The 18,782-nt window shown below is 37.2% G+C and carries 18 protein-coding genes; all 18 read left to right on the top strand.

The window, feature by feature from the left end; translation table 11 throughout:
* Positions 1-53: 53 nt before the first annotated feature.
* Positions 54-1,607, top strand: a complete 1,554-nt coding sequence (locus tag HOD97_02935; protein ID MBT4280569.1) for a hypothetical protein — start codon at positions 54-56, stop codon at positions 1,605-1,607.
* Entirely contained in the window at positions 1,607-2,863 is a 1,257-nt protein-coding gene (locus HOD97_02930) for a GWxTD domain-containing protein (GenBank protein MBT4280568.1), read from the top strand. Before HOD97_02935 ends, HOD97_02930 begins: the two co-directional genes overlap by 1 nt.
* Positions 2,864-2,985: 122 nt before the next feature.
* On the top strand, positions 2,986-3,786 hold the full coding sequence (locus tag HOD97_02925) for a PD-(D/E)XK nuclease family protein (protein MBT4280567.1): 801 nt from the start codon (positions 2,986-2,988) through the stop codon (positions 3,784-3,786).
* Positions 3,787-4,050: 264 nt separating this feature from the next.
* A complete protein-coding gene (locus tag HOD97_02920; protein MBT4280566.1) occupies positions 4,051-4,560 on the top strand; it encodes a ribonuclease HI family protein in 510 nt (169 codons plus the stop codon).
* Positions 4,561-4,565: 5 nt separating this feature from the next.
* Positions 4,566-5,381 (top strand): ABC transporter ATP-binding protein, encoded by an 816-nt coding sequence (locus HOD97_02915; protein MBT4280565.1) that lies wholly within the window; start codon positions 4,566-4,568, stop codon positions 5,379-5,381.
* Between the two features lie 49 nt (positions 5,382-5,430).
* Complete coding sequence (locus HOD97_02910; GenBank protein MBT4280564.1) at positions 5,431-6,459, top strand: rod shape-determining protein; 1,029 nt, start codon at positions 5,431-5,433, stop codon at positions 6,457-6,459.
* Between the two features lie 173 nt (positions 6,460-6,632).
* On the top strand, positions 6,633-7,433 hold the full coding sequence (mreC, locus tag HOD97_02905) for a rod shape-determining protein MreC (protein ID MBT4280563.1): 801 nt from the start codon (positions 6,633-6,635) through the stop codon (positions 7,431-7,433).
* A gap of 28 nt (positions 7,434-7,461) precedes the next feature.
* Positions 7,462-7,908, top strand: coding sequence for a rod shape-determining protein MreD (gene mreD / locus HOD97_02900; protein MBT4280562.1), 447 nt, complete (start codon positions 7,462-7,464; stop codon positions 7,906-7,908).
* Positions 7,895-9,670, top strand: a complete 1,776-nt coding sequence (gene mrdA, locus HOD97_02895; protein ID MBT4280561.1) for a penicillin-binding protein 2 — start codon at positions 7,895-7,897, stop codon at positions 9,668-9,670. The genes mreD and mrdA overlap by 14 nt, the downstream gene beginning before the upstream one ends.
* Positions 9,667-10,890 (top strand): rod shape-determining protein RodA, encoded by a 1,224-nt coding sequence (rodA, locus tag HOD97_02890; protein MBT4280560.1) that lies wholly within the window; start codon positions 9,667-9,669, stop codon positions 10,888-10,890. Before mrdA ends, rodA begins: the two co-directional genes overlap by 4 nt.
* Positions 10,891-10,916: 26 nt before the next feature.
* On the top strand, positions 10,917-11,801 hold the full coding sequence (locus HOD97_02885; protein ID MBT4280559.1) for a tetratricopeptide repeat protein: 885 nt from the start codon (positions 10,917-10,919) through the stop codon (positions 11,799-11,801).
* A 7-nt stretch (positions 11,802-11,808) separates the two neighbouring features.
* Positions 11,809-12,633, top strand: coding sequence for a glycogen/starch synthase (locus HOD97_02880; GenBank protein MBT4280558.1), 825 nt, complete (start codon positions 11,809-11,811; stop codon positions 12,631-12,633).
* A 25-nt stretch (positions 12,634-12,658) separates the two neighbouring features.
* Positions 12,659-13,927 carry a hypothetical protein gene (locus tag HOD97_02875; protein MBT4280557.1) on the top strand — a complete coding sequence of 423 codons (1,269 nt, stop codon included), beginning with the start codon at positions 12,659-12,661 and terminating at the stop codon, positions 13,925-13,927.
* Positions 13,914-15,173 (top strand): hypothetical protein, encoded by a 1,260-nt coding sequence (locus tag HOD97_02870; protein MBT4280556.1) that lies wholly within the window; start codon positions 13,914-13,916, stop codon positions 15,171-15,173. The genes HOD97_02875 and HOD97_02870 overlap by 14 nt, the downstream gene beginning before the upstream one ends.
* Positions 15,170-16,435 carry a hypothetical protein gene (locus tag HOD97_02865; GenBank protein ID MBT4280555.1) on the top strand — a complete coding sequence of 422 codons (1,266 nt, stop codon included), beginning with the start codon at positions 15,170-15,172 and terminating at the stop codon, positions 16,433-16,435. Before HOD97_02870 ends, HOD97_02865 begins: the two co-directional genes overlap by 4 nt.
* 13 nt (positions 16,436-16,448) lie before the next feature.
* On the top strand, positions 16,449-17,744 hold the full coding sequence (locus HOD97_02860; protein ID MBT4280554.1) for a serine hydroxymethyltransferase: 1,296 nt from the start codon (positions 16,449-16,451) through the stop codon (positions 17,742-17,744).
* 49 nt (positions 17,745-17,793) lie between these two features.
* Positions 17,794-18,642 carry a hypothetical protein gene (locus HOD97_02855; GenBank protein ID MBT4280553.1) on the top strand — a complete coding sequence of 283 codons (849 nt, stop codon included), beginning with the start codon at positions 17,794-17,796 and terminating at the stop codon, positions 18,640-18,642.
* Between the two features lie 45 nt (positions 18,643-18,687).
* Positions 18,688-18,782, top strand: a 95-nt coding sequence (locus HOD97_02850) for an IS1595 family transposase (GenBank protein MBT4280552.1), incomplete at its 3' end; no start/stop codon positions are given.

Genomic DNA, 18,782 nt, shown 5'->3' with positions numbered 1-18,782 from the left:
TATTCGGGGGATTTTCAAATATAACCGCTCAGCCCAATCCACGGTTTGGGACGATGGATTGGGTTCAATATCGCCAAAATGGTGATATCACATCTATTTCTGAAGGATTTACGTATGTCTATTTCGGAACAGAAAATGGTGGAATTCTTCGTTATCAAAACTATGGAAAACGATTTGAAGAACCGATTACACGCGCACAAGGGTTGGCAAGTAATACCATAACTGCCATTCATTTTGACCGAGATACCGGTATCCTTTGGGCAGCGACCAATCAGTCGTTAGAGTATAGTTTTAATCATGAAGGTGATTGGCATCGGGTTTCGCTGGTTGATATTGGATTAAACCGAAATACCCGTATTGAACAAATCGGATCATCGAAGGAATCGCTGTGGGTTCGTTCTGGATCGCTTTTCATAAAATTAGACCGTTCTTCTGGCATTATGCTTGGGATGTTTTCCTCACCTGATATTGATGATATTGATTGGAGCAGCGGACGACTTTCGGCAATGGATATTCCTACAAATATACTAGAATCATATTCTGTGTTAGATGGATGGCTTTATGTTCAAGATGGATTTCTTTCTCCCAAAGGAAAGCGTGCATTTATTCGAACGGCTCATACCGGGAAATTCAAAGATATTTGGATTGGATGTTCTGATGGAATGATTTTTCTTGGTGGTACGCAAATGAAAGCTCTTACGCCAATTCAATCCGGGCTTGCAAATTCAGATGTTATGTCTTTGTTTGGTAAAAATGGGTTGTGGATTGGCGGACGATGGAGTAAAGAGTCAAAAGGAATTACCCAATTTTTCCCAAAGCGCCATGTATTTCATCCGGTTGAATTTGACCTCACGCTAAATATGGATAATTTACCCGTATATGAAATTCTTGAAATTGATAACGAAGTTTGGTTCGGCTCAATGGATGGCGTAATGATTTACAATAAAAAGAAAGATTATTGGCGATTTTATGGTTCCGAAAGAGGATTCCCGATGGGACGAGTCCGGGCGATGGTAGCAATAGATGAAATTGTTTGGGTCGCAACTTCAAGAGGAATTTCTGGAATTTCGAAAGAAACTAAACGCCTGAAAAATACTGAACTTGGGGACAAGCTTAAAGGTGTCTTTATTTATGATCTGATTGAGGTAGAAGGCGACCTTTGGATCGCAACTGAATACCAATTAATGGTTTATTCTTCCCAAGAAAATTCTCTAACAAACTTTAGAAATGTTGGACAAATTTCAGCTATTGCAGAAAGGGAGATCGGTTTATTCCAATTCACGGCACTTGCGCATTATGGCAACACGCTTGCGGCGGCGACATCTTTCGGTATTATCGGACTTGACTTGCAAACACAAAAATGGTCGGTATTATCGGAACCGTCAAAATATGGCGGATCAATTCCCAAAAGTTTAGCAGGAACAAAACAGCATTTATTTATTGGAACTGATAATGGAATATTTCGAGTGGATACAAATAATGATTTCTTCCGAATGTACAATTACCCATTTATTGGTCAAGTAAATGATTTGTATATTGACAAGAACCTTTTATGGCTCGGAACTTCCGAAGGCTTAATAATGTTCCGATGGAAAAAAGACCTTTAATGTTACGAATTCAAATTATTCTACTCATGATTGTTGTGTGTTTTCAGGATGGAAATCTGGATGCGCAGCGTATTGATAGATCGAAAAAAGGATCGAGCGCGATTCATCAATTTCAGCTCAATGGGTTTACCGAAATGCAATCGGCGGATTCTGTTCGGGTTGTTGCTCGATTAGATGTGCCAAGTACAGCGCTTCAATTCTTAAAATCAGAAAATGGGTTTAGTGCGGCATTTGAAGCCACAATCAGTTTGGTGAATAATGATGGGATTCAAGTTGGCAAAAAATCTTGGCAAAAGAATATTCATGTAAACAACTATATCGAAACCACTTCCCGTGAAATGGTTCAATACTTAACAACCGAATTCACAGTCGGCAAAGGATCGTACACCGTAATAGGAAATGTGCTGGATAATGATACACGGAAAGCTGGCGTGAAAAAAGAATCCATTGAATTAATAAAATTAGGCGAACCTGTATTTCTTCTTTATCCGGTTTTACTGGAAGAAAAAGAGGGTGAATGGGGATTCGGAAAAAATGAATTTCCAATTTCAGGGTCTCGTTTGGATGTGGGAAAAAATACGCTTACCATTCTTTTTTCCGGGAAAGTCAACCCAGGCACATTTAAGATCAAATCGGCAATTTCTGAAACCAAAAAAGTGGATGATTGGACTTATAGCGTCGATCACATGTCTGACTCAGGAATATTTTCTGAGAGAATCATTGTGCCGCGAGACGAGTTTAGTTCCATTAAAATGTTTATTGCTGGGGAAATTACCCAAGGGAAAAAGTCCGCTAGTCAAAGAAAACCCATCATGATGAAAAGACCGGGAATTTCACGCACAATTACCAATGTGGATGAAGCCATGGAACAAATGCGTTACATCTTGGAAAGTGATGAACGCAAATTGCTAAAAGATGCCAACCGGCATGAGCGAGAACAGTTATTTTTATCTTTTTGGGCAGACCGCGATCCAACACCGGAAACTTCGAAAAATGAATTAATGGATGAGTATTATATGCGAGTTGCATACGCCAAACAAAATTTTGAATCTTTCCAGCCCGGATGGAAGACAGATATGGGAATGATTTACATTATGTTTGGTCCTCCGGATGAAGTAGAACGCTATGATCAGCCCAGTAAAGGATATGCACGGCGTACATGGCATTATTATCGTATCAACCGATCTTTTGTTTTTGTGGATGATACAGGATTTGGCGATTTTAGATTAACAACTCCGTTTATGCGTCAATATTAAAATAAATTAGAATTAAAATTTTATCCACGCAAAGAATCAAAAATTTCATCATGAAAACTAGTTTCCTTACTTATAATAGAAACTTTACGGTCTAGCATTAAATACTGACAAATGAGGTTTAAATGAACGATTTGATTAAACGATTTTCTTATAGCAGTCTTGAGTCATATAAAAAATGTCCGGCTCAATTCAAATTTCGCTACATAGACAAAATCTATAAAGATGACGAAGGGATTGAAGCTTTTATGGGGAAACGTGCCCATGAGGCTCTTGAATATCTCTACAATGAAGTTTTGGATGGGAAAATTGTATTTTTTGACAGTGTTTTAGCGAAATACAAAGAATTGTGGAAAGAGAAATGGCATGCACGTGTTGCCATTGTCCGTACAGAAAATTCACCGGAATTTTATTATCGTCTTGGCGAAAAATGTCTTGCGACTTTTTATCGTAGATACCAACCTTTTGAGGAGCCTGTGGAAGGAAATGAAGTCGAATTTATTTTTAAGCTCGATGATTCTGATAAATATATATTAAAAGGTATCGCCGACCGCATTGATCATGATGGGAATGGGAATTATGAAATCCATGATTACAAGACCGGGAAACGCGCGCTTAGCCAAAATGCCGCTGACAAAGATGGACAGCTTGCGTTGTATCAGATTGCTCTTGAAAGCCAAAAAGACTCTGTGAAATCTGTGACTCTAGTTTGGCATTTTTTGCAGCATGATAAAGAAATAAGGTCAGCACGAACACAGAAGCAACTAACATTTTTGGTAGAAAATGTAAAAAATAGGATTAATGAAATTCAATTCAACATTAAAAATGAAGATCATTTTCCGCCAAAACCAATGATCCTTTGCAATTGGTGTTATTATTGGGAAGAATGCCCCGCACAAAGTGGTACTAATCCATTTATAGGATAGTGGATAAAACGTTAAAAATTTATCGGTATGAAAAAAAATATAAATCCAAATTTATTGATGATACCCTGGCTTATTTACATCGTGATTTGGAATTACTACTGGCCGGATGCGCCGCCGTTTTATGATCTGTTAGTGGCGACTTTTCTATACATTTTTAATAAAGGTTTTTTTTAGCTTGCCTTTTTTTATAAGTTGAAAAAATCTGGATCGATTTTCCTTATCACTCAATTTATATAAAAAATATCAGTATTTTCTCGCCCACCGATGAAGCTAAATAAAGACGAAATAAACGCCATCCGCGATCTGCTGTCTGATTCAAAAGTCAGATCGTCAGATGTATTAAACAATCTATACGAAAAAATGACAGATTCAGGAATCATCAAATTATATGTAGATGGTGCAGCGGATTTGCATTCAAAAACATCAGGAATTGGCGGCGTGTTATATCGAAATGATGAAGAACTTTATTCATTTTCGGAATATTTAGATGATAAAACCAACAACGAAGCAGAATATTCCGCCTTAATTCGAGGCATAGAACTTGCCGTTGAATTAAAACTTACAACTTTAGCAATATATGCAGATAGCCAGCTTGTAATAAACCAAATTAATGGTGATTATAAGGTAAAAAATGATCGCATGAAAGTGTTGCATTCCACTGCGCACGGATTTTTGAAAAAATTGGATTCTTGGACTGCCGAACATATTCCACGAGAAAAAAATACAGTAGCTGATAAACTGAGTAAGCAAGCCATGATGAGCGGTCGGGATTAGTTTTCGTGTCATCTGTGTTGTCACTTAAAAATGTTTCTGCTTATTATCCTTCGTCTGCTACAACGTTATTTGGTACAGGCGGATGGACTCAAATTTTATTTGAAATCAATTTTGATTTAAATCCGGGTGAAATTCTATCGGTTGTGGGCGAATCAGGTTCCGGAAAATCCACTCTTGGGAAATCTATTATTGGCTTAATTCCGAAGGTTGGAGGATCTTTTGAGTTCAATTCTGAAGAATACCAACCTTCCGTGATGAATCATTTAAGGAAAAAGATTCAGATTATTTTTCAAGATCCATATAGTTCTCTCAACCCGAGAATGACCGTTTCCGAAACGCTAAACGAAGTCGTTGAGTTTTATCCCAATGAATTAAACCCAGATAAAAGATTATCATCTCTACTTGACCAAACAGAACTTCCGAAGGATTCGGTATCCAAATATCCGCATGAACTGAGTGGAGGACAACGGCAACGTGTCTGCATTGCAAGGTCGCTTGCAGTGGAGCCTGATGTGTTAATTTGTGATGAAATAGTTTCGGCATTGGATGTGTCGGTACAGGCCAAAATTCTCAACCTGATTAAGGATTTGTCGAATGAGAAGTCAATTGCGGTATTATTTACGACTCACGATTTGCATGTGGTAGAATCATTCGCGAATAATGTCCTTATTATGACGAAAGGGCGGATTGTCGAATCCGGAAATGTGAAACAAGTATTTAAGTATCCTGAACATGATTATACCCAAATGTTGATACATTCGGTTCCGAATAAAAAACGTTTAACGGCAGATGAATTCCTAATGCCATCTTCATCAAGTTGAGTTAGATTTACCCTTCGAATTTGAATCAATATGAAGACGTAACGAGACAATGTCCTTTTTAAATCACCTATCCAATACTTTTTCCTGGATTTCGGGAGACATTGCTATTGATCTTGGAACAGCGAATACGCTAATCTGGGTTAAAGGCAAAGGTGTCCTGATCAACGAGCCGTCGGTGGTTGCAAGATCTGTGAATGATGGGTCGATCATTGCAGTGGGAAATGAAGCGAAGGCAATGATTGGGAAAACACATGGGGCCATTGAAACTATTCGCCCATTACGCGACGGCGTGATTGCCAATTTCAATATGACTGACGGAATGATTCAGGGTTTTGTAAGAAAAATTAACATGAACCGCCTCGCCCGTCCTCGTATGGTTATTTGCATTCCATCCGGTGTTACCGAAGTCGAAACGAAAGCAGTCAAAGATTCCGGTGAACGAGCCAACGCGCGGGAAGTATTCCTCATCGAAGAGCCGGTGGCTGCTGCTGTCGGTATCGGGTTGGACATTAGTAAACCTGTAGGAAATATTATAGTGGACATCGGCGGTGGGACAACTGAAATTGCGGTCATTGCATTGGATGGAGTCGTGCTAAACGAAACCATCAAAGTTGCCGGAGATGAAATGGATGAGGCAATTATCAAATGGTTTAAAGATGAACATAAACTCGATATTGGGTATTCTACCGCAGAGAAGATCAAGAAACAGGTGGGATCTGCGATGCGTACGCAATCTGAAACAGTTCCGGTGAAGGGACGTGATTTTATTTCCGGAATTCCGAAAACCATTGATGTGTCTTCTGATGAAATCCGGCAAGCATTAAAAGATACGGTAAACGACATTGTAGAAGCAGTTAAGCGAGCCTTAGAAAAAACACCTCCTGAATTATCGGCAGATATTTTAGACCGTGGTATCATTATGACTGGCGGCGGAAGTATGCTAAAAGACTTAGACCAATTAATCCGAGACAGAACCAACGTTCCCGTGAACCGTGCAGAAGAGCCATTACTTTCTGTAGTTCGCGGCACCGGAATGGTTCTCGAAAATATTGAAAAATACGAGTCTGTATTGATTTAACCTGATTTTGCTGTTCTCCGAAAAATAAATACCAAGGCTCGACATAAATCAAATAGAATTACAAACCAAAATTTATAACTGCCAAAACGTGAAGATAATTATCGTTTATAACACTTTAAAAAAAATTATGTCTGAATGTTTTTGTGGGTAATGATTTAATCAGGATACTTTAAATGAGATTCATTTATCTCGCTATTCTTCGACAAAAAGACCACCTGACACTGATTCTGACGGTTTTAGTATCCATCACTCTGATTTTTACAAACGATTCTAAAGATATCCAAGTGTTACGCGCAAAAGCGAATGATGTCTTTTCTTTTTTATATACTCCAATGGCTTGGATCAGATCTGTTGGGACATTAAAAGAAGAAGCAAACCTGCTTCGGGAAAAAAACCTACAGCTTACACTTCAAATGGAGACGATGCTTCGTTTAGCTCAAGAAAACAGAAATTTAAGAGAAATGTTAAATTTTAAGAGGGAGAGTAAAATAACTCTTCAGCCGGCAAATGTGATCAATAAAGGTTTAATGTCAAATATGATTTCTTTAACGGTAGATGTGGGAAAACTTGATGGTATTTCAGAAAACAATCCTGTATTAACGCCCAAAGGAATTGTTGGGAAAACTGTATTGGTTGGTGAAGGCAGTTCGGTAGTCCAATTGTTATCGGATCATAATTTTCGTATTAGTGTGAGGATTTTCCCCAGTGGTCAAACCGGAATTTTACGATGGTTGAATGCAGGCATATGTGAGATTCGTGAAGTCCAGAAAAATGCAATTATCCGTGTAGGAGATTCTGTGGTTACTTCCGGATTTAGTGATTTCTTTCCAAAAGGAATTCCCGTTGGAGAAGTGATCGGCATACAAGACGAACGTGCAAGTTTTCATAAAATCGTGAGTGTCAAAATGCATAATGACTTGAGTTCATTATTAAATGTATTTATTATTACAAAGATTGTAAATGCGCCGGAGTGAATTAATCTATTGGGTCATTGGCATTTTCTTGCTACAATTCTTTTTTGCCGAAGTGATGTCCATTAATGCAATACGTCCGGATTTCATCATGATTCTCGTCCTGTATATTGGTGTAACGCATGGAAGGTTTGCTGGCGTAATTGCAGGCTTTATTGCAGGTTTTTTAGTCGATTTAGCAGGCGTCGGATCGTTTTTTGGGCTTACATCGCTCACTTGTTCCATTACGGGGTATTTGGCGGGGTTTTTGCATGGACGATATCGTAGCTGGATTCCCATGTATTTTCATGCAGGATGGGTTAGTATTGTGTTCATTCATTTTCTAATTTTTTCCTTTGTAAGATTTCAATACACTTTTAATACGAACCCGGGGATTTTCTTTTTGAATTGGATTTTTTCTGTCGGTTATACACTTGGGTTTTTAATTGTACTGCAATTTATGATTCCTTTTGCCAAGGTTTGTGATGCTGAAAACTGATAACCAAGTCCCAAAAAACCGATATATCATATTCAACGGAATGACAATTTTGTTAATGCTTCTATTGCTTGCGCGGTTTTTCAATATCCAGATCATGAATTATGATATTTATAGAAAACAAGCAGATGGAAACCGTATTCGAGGTGTTTCGTTAGAAGCACCAAGAGGGCTCATATTAGATAGAAATGGTTCCATATTAGTGGACAATTATCCAACCTACGTTTTGTATTGCATTCCGGGAGAGTTGGAAAATAGGAGATTGGAATTTTCGATCATAAGCAAAGATATCAATTTGGAAGAATCCATTTTGGAATCCAATTATAAAAAATATTACCGTTCTCGATTTTTACCTACGAAACTGGCAAAAGATTTATCATTTGATCAGCTTAGTAGAATTGAAGAAAATAAATTAGCCCTTCCGGGCGTTTTTTATAAACAGCATCCTGAACGGATTTATACCCAAGAAGTTCGGGCGTCTCATATTCTTGGATATATGAAAGATTTAGATAATACATCTTCTAAGATTAAAGAAAAACACAGTGATTACAAAGCAGGTGACTTGATAGGATGGATGGGACTTGAAAAACAATTTGAATCAATTTTAAGAGGAGAAAAGGGAGCTTCATTCTATCAAGTGGATGCATTTGGACGAGAAGTTGGTGTTGTATTAGAAGGGAATGAATTGCTTCCGACTCCCGGAAAAAATCTAGTTACAACTATTGATATTTCTATCCAGAAAACATTAGAACAAGAATTAAAGGATCTTCGAGGCGTAGGTATTTTATCCATCCCGGAAACAGGAGAAATTATTGCTTGCGTTAGTGTTCCTGATTACAGACCGGAATTATTTCGTGGATCGATGTCAGGAAAGGATTGGAACCAAGTTATTTATGATACCAATAAACCGTTATTAAATCGATTTGCAAATGGATTATATCCTCCCGGTTCAACCTTCAAAATGCTGACAACGATCGCATTGTTAAAAAATCAAAGGGTGAATCCTGCTGAAAAATTAGAATGTACAGGATCTTATGAGTTTGGTGATCGATTTTTCCGTTGTTGGAAAGAAACCGGTCATGGATTTGTCAATTTGGAACAAGCCATTGAACAATCGTGTAATGTTTATTTTTATCAGACTGTCCAACGCCTTTCCCTCAAAGAATTGTGGACAGTATGGAGACAGTTTGGATTTGGTCAAGAATTAGGATTTGATTTTCCGACTGAATCAAAAGGCATAATTCCTGACAGGGCATTTATGAACAAAAGATACGGAAGACGTGGATGGGCAAAAGGGAATCTCTTAAACATGGCTGTTGGGCAGGGAGAAATTTTGGTTACACCAATTCAAATGGCGACGTATATCAATCATCTCGCAACAGAAGGTAAAGCCGGGAAATTACATTTTTTAAAAGGAAACAAAGTTCTTTCTGAATCAAGCCCACATTATAGCAGTCACATTTGGAATCAAGTGAATGCTTATATGAAAAAAGTGGTGTATGGATTGAGTGGTACCGGAAAATCAGCGAACCCCAAAATAAATGGATTGATACTTGCAGGGAAAACTGGTACGGCGGAGAATCCTCATGGTTTACCGCATGCATGGTTTATTGGTTTTGGAAATAAACATGGGAAACAGGTTTCGTTGGTACTATTGATCGAAAACAGTGGGCACGGTGGAGAGGTGGCAGCCCCAAAAGCTCGGCGAATATTTGCGGCATATTTTAATCAATCTTCAACAAAAATTGCCGAAATGTCCCCATGATTCTTTCAAGAAAATTAGCCAATACCCCACAATCTCTATTTGGCCTTTCTTTATTTCTTTTCGGGCTGGGGTTGGTGACATTATACAGCATTTCGCTACATCAGGGAACTTCATTAACGCAAAATCATTTTTTCAAACAATCCATAATATTGATACCTGCATTAATTGGTTTTTTCGGAACATTTATAATTTCTCGAAAATTGATACATAAGTATATTTATGTATTGTATTTCTTGACACTTGGAATACTGTTTGTTCCATTTTTAGGAAATACGATTGCTGGCACTCACCGTTGGATTGACTTAGGGCTTCCGGTCGGTATTCAACCATCTGAATTTGCTAAAATTATTATTGTTATTGCTTTGGCACGTTACCTTTCTGACAGAAATTTGCAAATGCAACATTTTGGATCTCTTATATTTCCATCCCTAATAGTAATATTGCCATCCATTATTATATTAAAACAACCGGATCTTGGCACTGCCACTATTTTAATGATGCCTCTGATTCCCATGTTATTTTGGGTCGGAGCGAGGCCTTTTCATCTTTTTCTGTTTCTAGCTCCCATTTTTAGCATTTTAACTGCATTTCATATCATTTCATTTTTCATATGGGCAGGTATGATGGCAATTATCATTTTTGTTTCAAAACCGAAAGTGTTTCATGGCGTAGGGTTGTTTTTTGGAAATATATTTTTAGGGTTACTTACTCCGGTGGTATGGGGTCTATTAAGACCATTCCAACAAAAACGAGTTTTAACTTTATTAAACCCGGAATTGGATCCTTTGGGTGCAGGATATCAGATTATTCAAAGTAAAATGGCGATTGGATCCGGTGGATTTTTTGGAAAAGGATGGGGACAGGGGACCCAGACTCACCTTAAATTTCTTCCGGTACAGGAATCAGATTTTATCGTTTCGGTAATGGGCGAAGAATTAGGCTTTATTACCCTTTTGATTATGTTAATTGTTTTTACCTTTTTTATTTATCGAATTACACGCTCTGCTTTTGAATCCAATGATAGATTTTCTAGCCTCGTACTAATTGGATTTGCATCTATTTTTCTTGCGCATGTATTTGTGAACTGTGCGATGACTGTTGGTTTAATTCCAGTCAAGGGACTTCCGCTCCCGTTTATATCCTATGGAGGGTCATTCTTAATGGCAGCTTTTATGATGACGGGCCTAAGTATGAACCTTGCTGTTAACAGAATGGGTTAAGTATTAAAAGGATTGGAAGATCGAATTTGTCAAAGTTAAATTCCGGATTCAATAATCCGAGTATATTAACAATAATAAATAGTTTGAGTTTTCGATTGATAAAACGAATGGGAATTGTGTCTCTTTTAGTGATCCTTATGTGTTCAACGATTTCTGCACAAAGTAGTGTGACAAAACAGATTAAATCGTTGAATGCTAAGATTTCTAAACAAGATGCTAAAATAAAATCTCTTGAAACAGAAATTCAGATTTTATTGCCAGATTTGAAAAATGCGCTGCAAGCAACTTTGGCTGCAAAACAGCAAACGGATTCGGTAGCGATTATGTTGATCAACCGAATAAATACCCTTCAAAACAAAATTAGATTATTGGAAGATAAAGCCGCCTATTCTGACAGTACAAATTTCCAAATTCTTTCTCAGTTGGTTATGATTGAAAATAAAATTATCACTATGGCAAACAGTTTTACTGAAATGTATTCATTGAAAAATGAATCGGTTGAAGGGTCTCCATCAATTTCCTCGTTTACATCCACAACTTATAAGAAACAATATATCGAAGCACTGAGTCATTATCAAAACGGGGATTATACCACCGCTATAAAGGGATTTTCAGAATTGGTACTTGGGAGTCCAAATAATCCATTGGCTGATAATAGTCAATATTGGCTGGCTGAATGTTATTATACCCAAAAAAATTATAAACGCGCTATTATTGAGCTGGAAAAAGTGTTCACTTATCCCGGAACCGATAAAAACGATGATGCTCAGCTGAAGTTAGGGCATGCCTACCTGAGTATGGGTAATATTGATAAGGCGAGAGAAGAGTATAAACGACTCTTGGAATATTTCCCCGGAAGTGAATTTTACCCCAAAGCCAAAGATGCGATCCGTCAGTTGAGTGTAAATTAACGTGTCGTTGAAACTGTTTTATATCACGACGGAAATAACTCCGTTTGCTAATACATACCCGCTCGCAGAGTTTTCGGCGAAAGTACCACTTGCACTACAAACAATGGGCCATGATATTCGTACTATGTTGCCAAAATATGGTTATGTCAGCCAAAGGAAATACATTTTACGTGAAGTAATTCGCCTTCGTGAAATCCCATTTTCTTTTGATGGTCAAGACCAATTAGCATCTGCAAAGAGTGCTTTTATTCCAAAAACTCGCGTCCAAGTATATTTCTTAGAACACGAGGATTGGTTTCAACCATTAACGGATCTTATTTACAAATCAAAAAATGGAAGAGTTCTTGCTGATAATTCTGATCGTTATACTTTTTATGCGAATGCGACCTTAGCAACATTACCGCATTTATTTTGGAAACCAGATATATTGATTTGTAATGATTGGCAAGCATCAGTAATACCTGCTGTTTACAAACAATTATATGCGCAAGATAAATTCTACAAAGATATCAAAACCGTAGTTCTGGTTCACTCCTTGGATGAATATTCCAAATTTGACGTTGAATCGTATCGAAAATCTGGGCTTGATTTTGACAAGTTGTTTGGAAAAAGGAAAAAAATTAATGCTTTCGAAATTGCAGCAGAATGTGCAGATGCTGTAATTGTTCTCGATGATGATAAAAAGAAACTTTCCGGTAAAATAATGAAACTTGATGCCTTTAAGAAATCGAAGAAAAAAGTATCGTTAATCAAGGGATCGGATGTAGAAAATCCTGATTATAATAAAATTGCTGGTTCCGTAAATACTGTACTTCAGAAACTTTTTTCCTGATTTCGAGTTAGTATTCTCGAAATCCATGACCTCATCCAAAATCACTCCTAAATTAATGTCGACAAAACGACAATTAAGCCTCATCGCAATTTTATGTGTACTTGCCGGTTGCATTGAAGAATCAATTCCTTACGATTTAAGCGACACCGATTTAAAACTTGATACGCTTACAGTTCATTCATTTCAATCTACTACATTCCAATCGCCACCAGAAATGGGAACCCTCTCAACTTTGTATCTAGGTGATGGAAACGGGTTTTCCAATCAATATATTTTAATTAAACTTTCAAACGAAAATATAAGTAGAACTTTAGCTATGCATGAATTGGATGATTCTAATTATGTTGTAGATAGTACATTTTTCCAATTATGGTATGCTGCAGACTCTATAGATATTACTTCTACGTTTCAGTTGTCCTATTTCCCAAATACAGTTGATTCGATTTTTAGTGAATATGAAAGTCATTATCTTAATCCATCCTTTACGGAATTATCTGCTATATCAGTACAAATTGCACAGACAACTTTGGTGCAAGAATCAGAGGACACTGTATCTGATAATCAAGCGCCTCCTTACTTATATTTTCCCATAGATTCATCTGTAATTCTCGCTTTTGCAGATACAATGCTGGCAAATTATACTTTCATGATTACAGCTGTAGATTCATTGGATTCTCGTATCGGATTTGAAAGTAGGGAGGGTGGTACTACTTTATCTCCCAGATATCATCTAAATTATCAGTACACTTCAACAGATACATTAGGCGTTACAACAACCGATACAATTTCTACATCGTTTCTTACCGTTGCTGATTTATCTTTTACCCAAGCACCTGGAGTCGTGGATTCCGATTCTACAAATCTCACAATTGGTAGAGCGAATGGCTTTAAATCTTTGGTGAAACTTGATATAGATTCACTCGATTTTCCCACAAATACTACCTTTCGGAAAGCAGATTTTACTTTTGAAGTTGAAGAAGGTGATTCACTCGATGGATTCAAAGTAATTGGTTATCCGCTAGAAAGCAATCCACTGACTTTTTCTTATCAAGAATTGATTGAAGATTCATATCAAACGGAAACCTCATATTTTATCAGTGGTACGGTATCCGGTGGAATCATTACTCTGGATTTAAAATACTATATTCATGGGATTATGCAGGGGAAAATTCAAAATTACGGAATCAAATTGTATTCTAGCGTTACAAATGATCCATATCAAATGATACATCTGGAAACAGCGAGTCCTGACAGTATAGATCCAATATTGAAGGTACAATATGTTTACCCGTAAACTGATATTTATACTCGGATTGCTGACATCGTTAGGTGGATCTCAAAGTATGTATCATGCATACGGGTTGGGAATGCATTTTCCTGCGCAAGATGGTGCAACACTTGGTATATCCGGGACAGGCTTAGTACCAGCGTATCGATTCGGTTTATCTCTCAATAATCCATCTACATGGAACCGATTTATGTTTTCAACACTTTCCAGTGCTTATAGTGGTTTACGTGTTGATCAACTTTCGTCATCAGTAAGGAATGAAATTTCCGGTTTAGATAGATTGCAATTTATTATTCCGATAAAAGGAAAATATGGTTTTGGCCTCGGAATAAAACCCTATAGTCAGCAAAAATTTTCTTTCACTTATGAATCAGGTTCAATGATTTTGGATCAAGACACGCTAACGCTATCTAAAGAATTTTCAGGTAGGGGAGGAATATCATCATTGTACACTGGAATTAGCTTTCCAATATCTGAAAAAGACCAAGTCGGAATTAAATTTGATTTCCTTTTTGGATCATCCAGATTCACAAATAATTTATTAATAGATTCAGATCGATTCCAAACCAACTCAAGACATTTTTATTCCGGAACAGTGCTGAATGTTTATCTTTCATCAAATCGATTCAAATTATTTAATAAGGAAATTCACACATTTGCATCTGCCGGCCTAACCTTAAGTCCACTTACTGTGCATAAAACAACGAATCAACTTTATCAAGATATCAATAATAATGGTATTTACGATATTTATGATTTTCCCGATTCTGTTTCCGAAGAGATATCTACCACATTAAATGCATATTCACCACAGGAATTTGGATTTGGATTTGACATTGGTATAACGGAATCTGTTCACTTATTAAGCGAGGTTTATGTTTGGAAAAATGGTGCCAATGTTACTGCAGATTTTTCAATTTTAGATGATCACATTAAACAATGGACTCATATGAATGTGAGTTTGGTATCTTTTGCTTCACCCACTCCAAAGGTATGGTATGAAACTTTTCATTTTAGGACTGGTGCTTATACGCGAAAAGATGAATTTTTAAATAATCAGAATTCTGTGATTGAACTTGGCGCTTCATTAGGTTTTGGAATAAATTTCGGGTTCCCTGTCAACCAAATTGACATCGCATTAATGGCAGGTGAAAGACAAATGGGATCGACGAAAACTGAATCAATTCGACGACTTACAGTTAGTGTAAATTTAACAGATATTTGGTTCATAAAAAGGAGACATCGAAATTGAAAAATATTATTAAACAAACAGTTGCTCCCAATATTTTAATATTTGCTGGGTTGGTTTTAACTATGTGCGCTCCACCTGTTGATACGGATGGAATTGATGAAAGAGAAACTGCACGGTTAGATTCGTTAAGACGCGTTAAGTGTCCTAGATTAATGAGTAGCGCTGCTGAGTATTATAAAAATAGAGACTGGGAATCAACCGTTAGGGTTTATGGCGATATAGTGGATTTAGGGTGTGATCAACTAGATCCTAAAGGTGTGTACCTTTATTATGCAATCGCGTATGAATATTTAGGGAAATTTGACCAATCTGAATCAGTACTGTTGCAAGGCCTACAAATTTTACCGGATAATGTGGAACTGAGAAAACGATTAGCGTATTCTTATAAAAAGCAAAATAAACTTGAAGAGCAAATTGAAGAGTATGACAGATTAACTCTATTGGCACCTGATGATATTGCATTTAAAAAAGAATTAGCTGAATTATATGGAAGCCAAAAAAGATATTCTGACCAAATTATTATATTAAAGGAAATTTTAAATTTAGATCCTGATAATGAATCTGCTCAAGGTGATCTTGCAAATGCCTACGAACTCAGTGGAAAAGATCCAATGGATGTGTTTGAAGCAAGGTGGCTTAAAAACCAAGAAAATGTATCTTATGGTATAGATTACGCTGATCGGTTAGTGGTAGCAGATAGACCTTCTGAAGCAACGAACGTGTTAAGATCCGTATTGAACGTTGATAGAACAAGCAAAATCGCTTGGCGAAAACTTGCTGAAGCTTATTACGGTGCAAACGACCTAGAAAAATCAGCCGATTCCTATGGTGAACTATTTAAGTTGGGAAAGAGAGATCATCGGGTAGCCATCAAGATTTCATCTATTCAAGTTGAATTAGATGATTTTGAAAATGCTATTCGTTGGGTAAATAAAGCAATTTCTATATCTGCTGCCGGTGAATCTTTTGCACAAAAAGGTAATGTTTATTACAAAGCTTTTCAATTTTGCAGATCCAGGGATATCTCAATAGAAGATAAAATTGTAGCAACCTTAGCAAAACAAAACTATGAAGCTGCGGAAGCAAAAGGATTTAGACGTTATAAAAATTCACTAGATTGGCTAAAAGCAAATGAAGTATTATTTGGAAAAGCTGAATGGTTTATGATGGATAAAAATAGGAAATTACAAGGCTCTATAACCCCCAATTCGCAGTGTTACAATTGGATAAAAGAAGAACTGAAAAAAGATTCATCTTGGTAAAGATTTTTGTCGAATGCCGTTAGACTATATCAAATCCAGCGATCCTGAATTATATGAAATTATCGGTCGGGAAATATCACGGGAAGAATCAACTTTAGAGCTTATTGCATCTGAAAATTTTGTAAGTTATTCTGTTTTGGAGGCTTCCGGTGGGGTAATGACCAATAAATACGCCGAAGGTTATCCAGGGAAGCGCTATTACGGTGGATGTGAACATGTAGATGAGGCCGAAAATCTTGCGCGCGAACGGGCTAAAACGCTTTTTAATGCCGAGTATGTGAATGTTCAACCACACTCCGGATCGCAAGCCAATATGGCCGCTCTCCTTACTTTTTTAGAGACGGGTGATACTATTATGGGGCTTGATCTTGCTCACGGCGGACATTTAACGCATGGAAGCCCGGTGAATTTTTCAGGCAGATTATTTAATGTGGTTTCCTATCAGGTGAATAAAGATACCGGAAGAGTGAATTTTGATGAAGTAAGTCAATTGGCAAAGGAGCACAAACCCAAATTAATAATTTGTGGAGGAAGTGCTTACCCAAGGATGATCGAATTTGAAGATTTTAAAATAATTGCTGACCAAATTGGTGCTTTTTTAATGGCTGACATTGCTCATCCTGCGGGTCTTGTCGCAACGGGTCATCATCCATCACCAATGCCGTATTGTGATGTGGTCACGACAACTACCCATAAAACCCTTCGAGGTCCAAGAGGAGGAATGATTTTATTGGGTAAGGACCAAGAAAATACATGGGGAAAAGTTGCACCAAAATCCGGTCGAACAAAGATGATCTCGGAGCTGATTGATTCATCCGTTATGCCCGGGATTCAGGGGGGACCATTAATGCATATTATTTCTGCAAAAGCTGTTGCATTTGGCGAAGCATTAAAACCGGATTTCAAATCTTACATTCAGAAAGTAGTTGATAATGCAAAGTCCATGGAAGTTGAGTTTAAAAGCAAAGGTTACCATCTTGTGTCCGGAGGAACAGATACACATGTTTTGCTTATTGATTTGACGGATAAAAATATTCATGGTAAAGCTGCTGAGAATGCGCTTGGAAGAGCAGGCATTACAGTGAATAAAAATATGGTTCCGTTTGATTCTAGAAGTCCAATGATTACCAGTGGAATTCGTATTGGAACTCCTGCTATTACAACCCGTGGGATGAATCAAAACGAAATGAAATTGATTGTATCCATGATTGATGAGGTTATCGCCAATCCTGAAGATGAAAAAATATCAAATTCAGTTCGATCCCAAATAAATGATTTATGTTATTCATTTCCGATTTTTGAGAATTAATGAAGCCTGATTTGCTTTCTAGCCTCAATTAAATTTCTTAAACTGTTCTATGAAAAATCCACATCGGACTTTTGCATACGGAACAATTATATTTTTCTTATTCATTGCGGGATGTTCGCCTGCTTTTATTTATCACCATCATCCTGATATTGCAAAAGCCTATCTATTGCACAAATCTGATCGGGCGAAAAATGCCGCTGAGGAAGGATCTGCTACCATTGAAATATTGGTAAATGCATGTTCCTTAATGACGATGTATCAGTATGCTTTTACTATGGAATTGGCTGATCGAATGATTGAGATTGACTACGATAAAGGAACGAAATTGTATGCAGAATCTCATTTGAATTTTATCAAAGCTTACCATTTCGGTGAAAGAGCTATCGAAGAAAAACACCCCGGATTTGGTGAATGGTTGAGTGGGAAATCCCAAATTAAACCTAACTTTGATGAATATGATGTGTCTATTTTATATTGGACGGGCGCAGCATTGGGTGGCGCAATTTCATCCAGCCGTGGAAATCCAAATTGGATAATTCGTCTTCCGAAAGTTGGTACATTATTTAAGGGAGCGTTATCTATTAACCCGGATTGGAAAAAAGGTGCCCTTTATTCTGCAATGATATCATTTTCAATGAGCCAGCCTGATAATTATTCTTCGAACTTAAGAACTGCTGAAAATTATCTTTTCAAAGCCGATAGAGCTTCTGGTGGATTCCATACAGCTGCTCAACTTACATTTGCTGAAACAGTTTCGGTGAAATCTCAGGATAAGGATGAATTTTTAAAAAAAGTGAACAAAGTGCTTAATCAAGAAAATAATAATGAAATTGAAAACATGATTATACGGCAGAGAGCGGAATGGTTGTTAACTCGAACAGAAGATTTATTTTATTAAGGGTCATGACTAGAATGCATAAGACAAAAGGCTGTAAATTCTTGTATGACAATGAGAAACAAGTATGTTAAGCGTTCCCATATTTCTGAGAAGAAATTTAGACAGTTGGTTAAGCTGTTTTCTTTGGATCTGAACGCAGT

The organism is Candidatus Neomarinimicrobiota bacterium (assembly GCA_018651745.1).
In the GTDB taxonomy this organism is placed as follows: domain Bacteria; phylum Fidelibacterota; class Marinisomatia; order Marinisomatales; family TCS55; genus JAAZYX01.
Note: the sequence above shows the minus strand (reverse complement) of the source record. Positions and strands in the feature narration are given on the sequence as shown.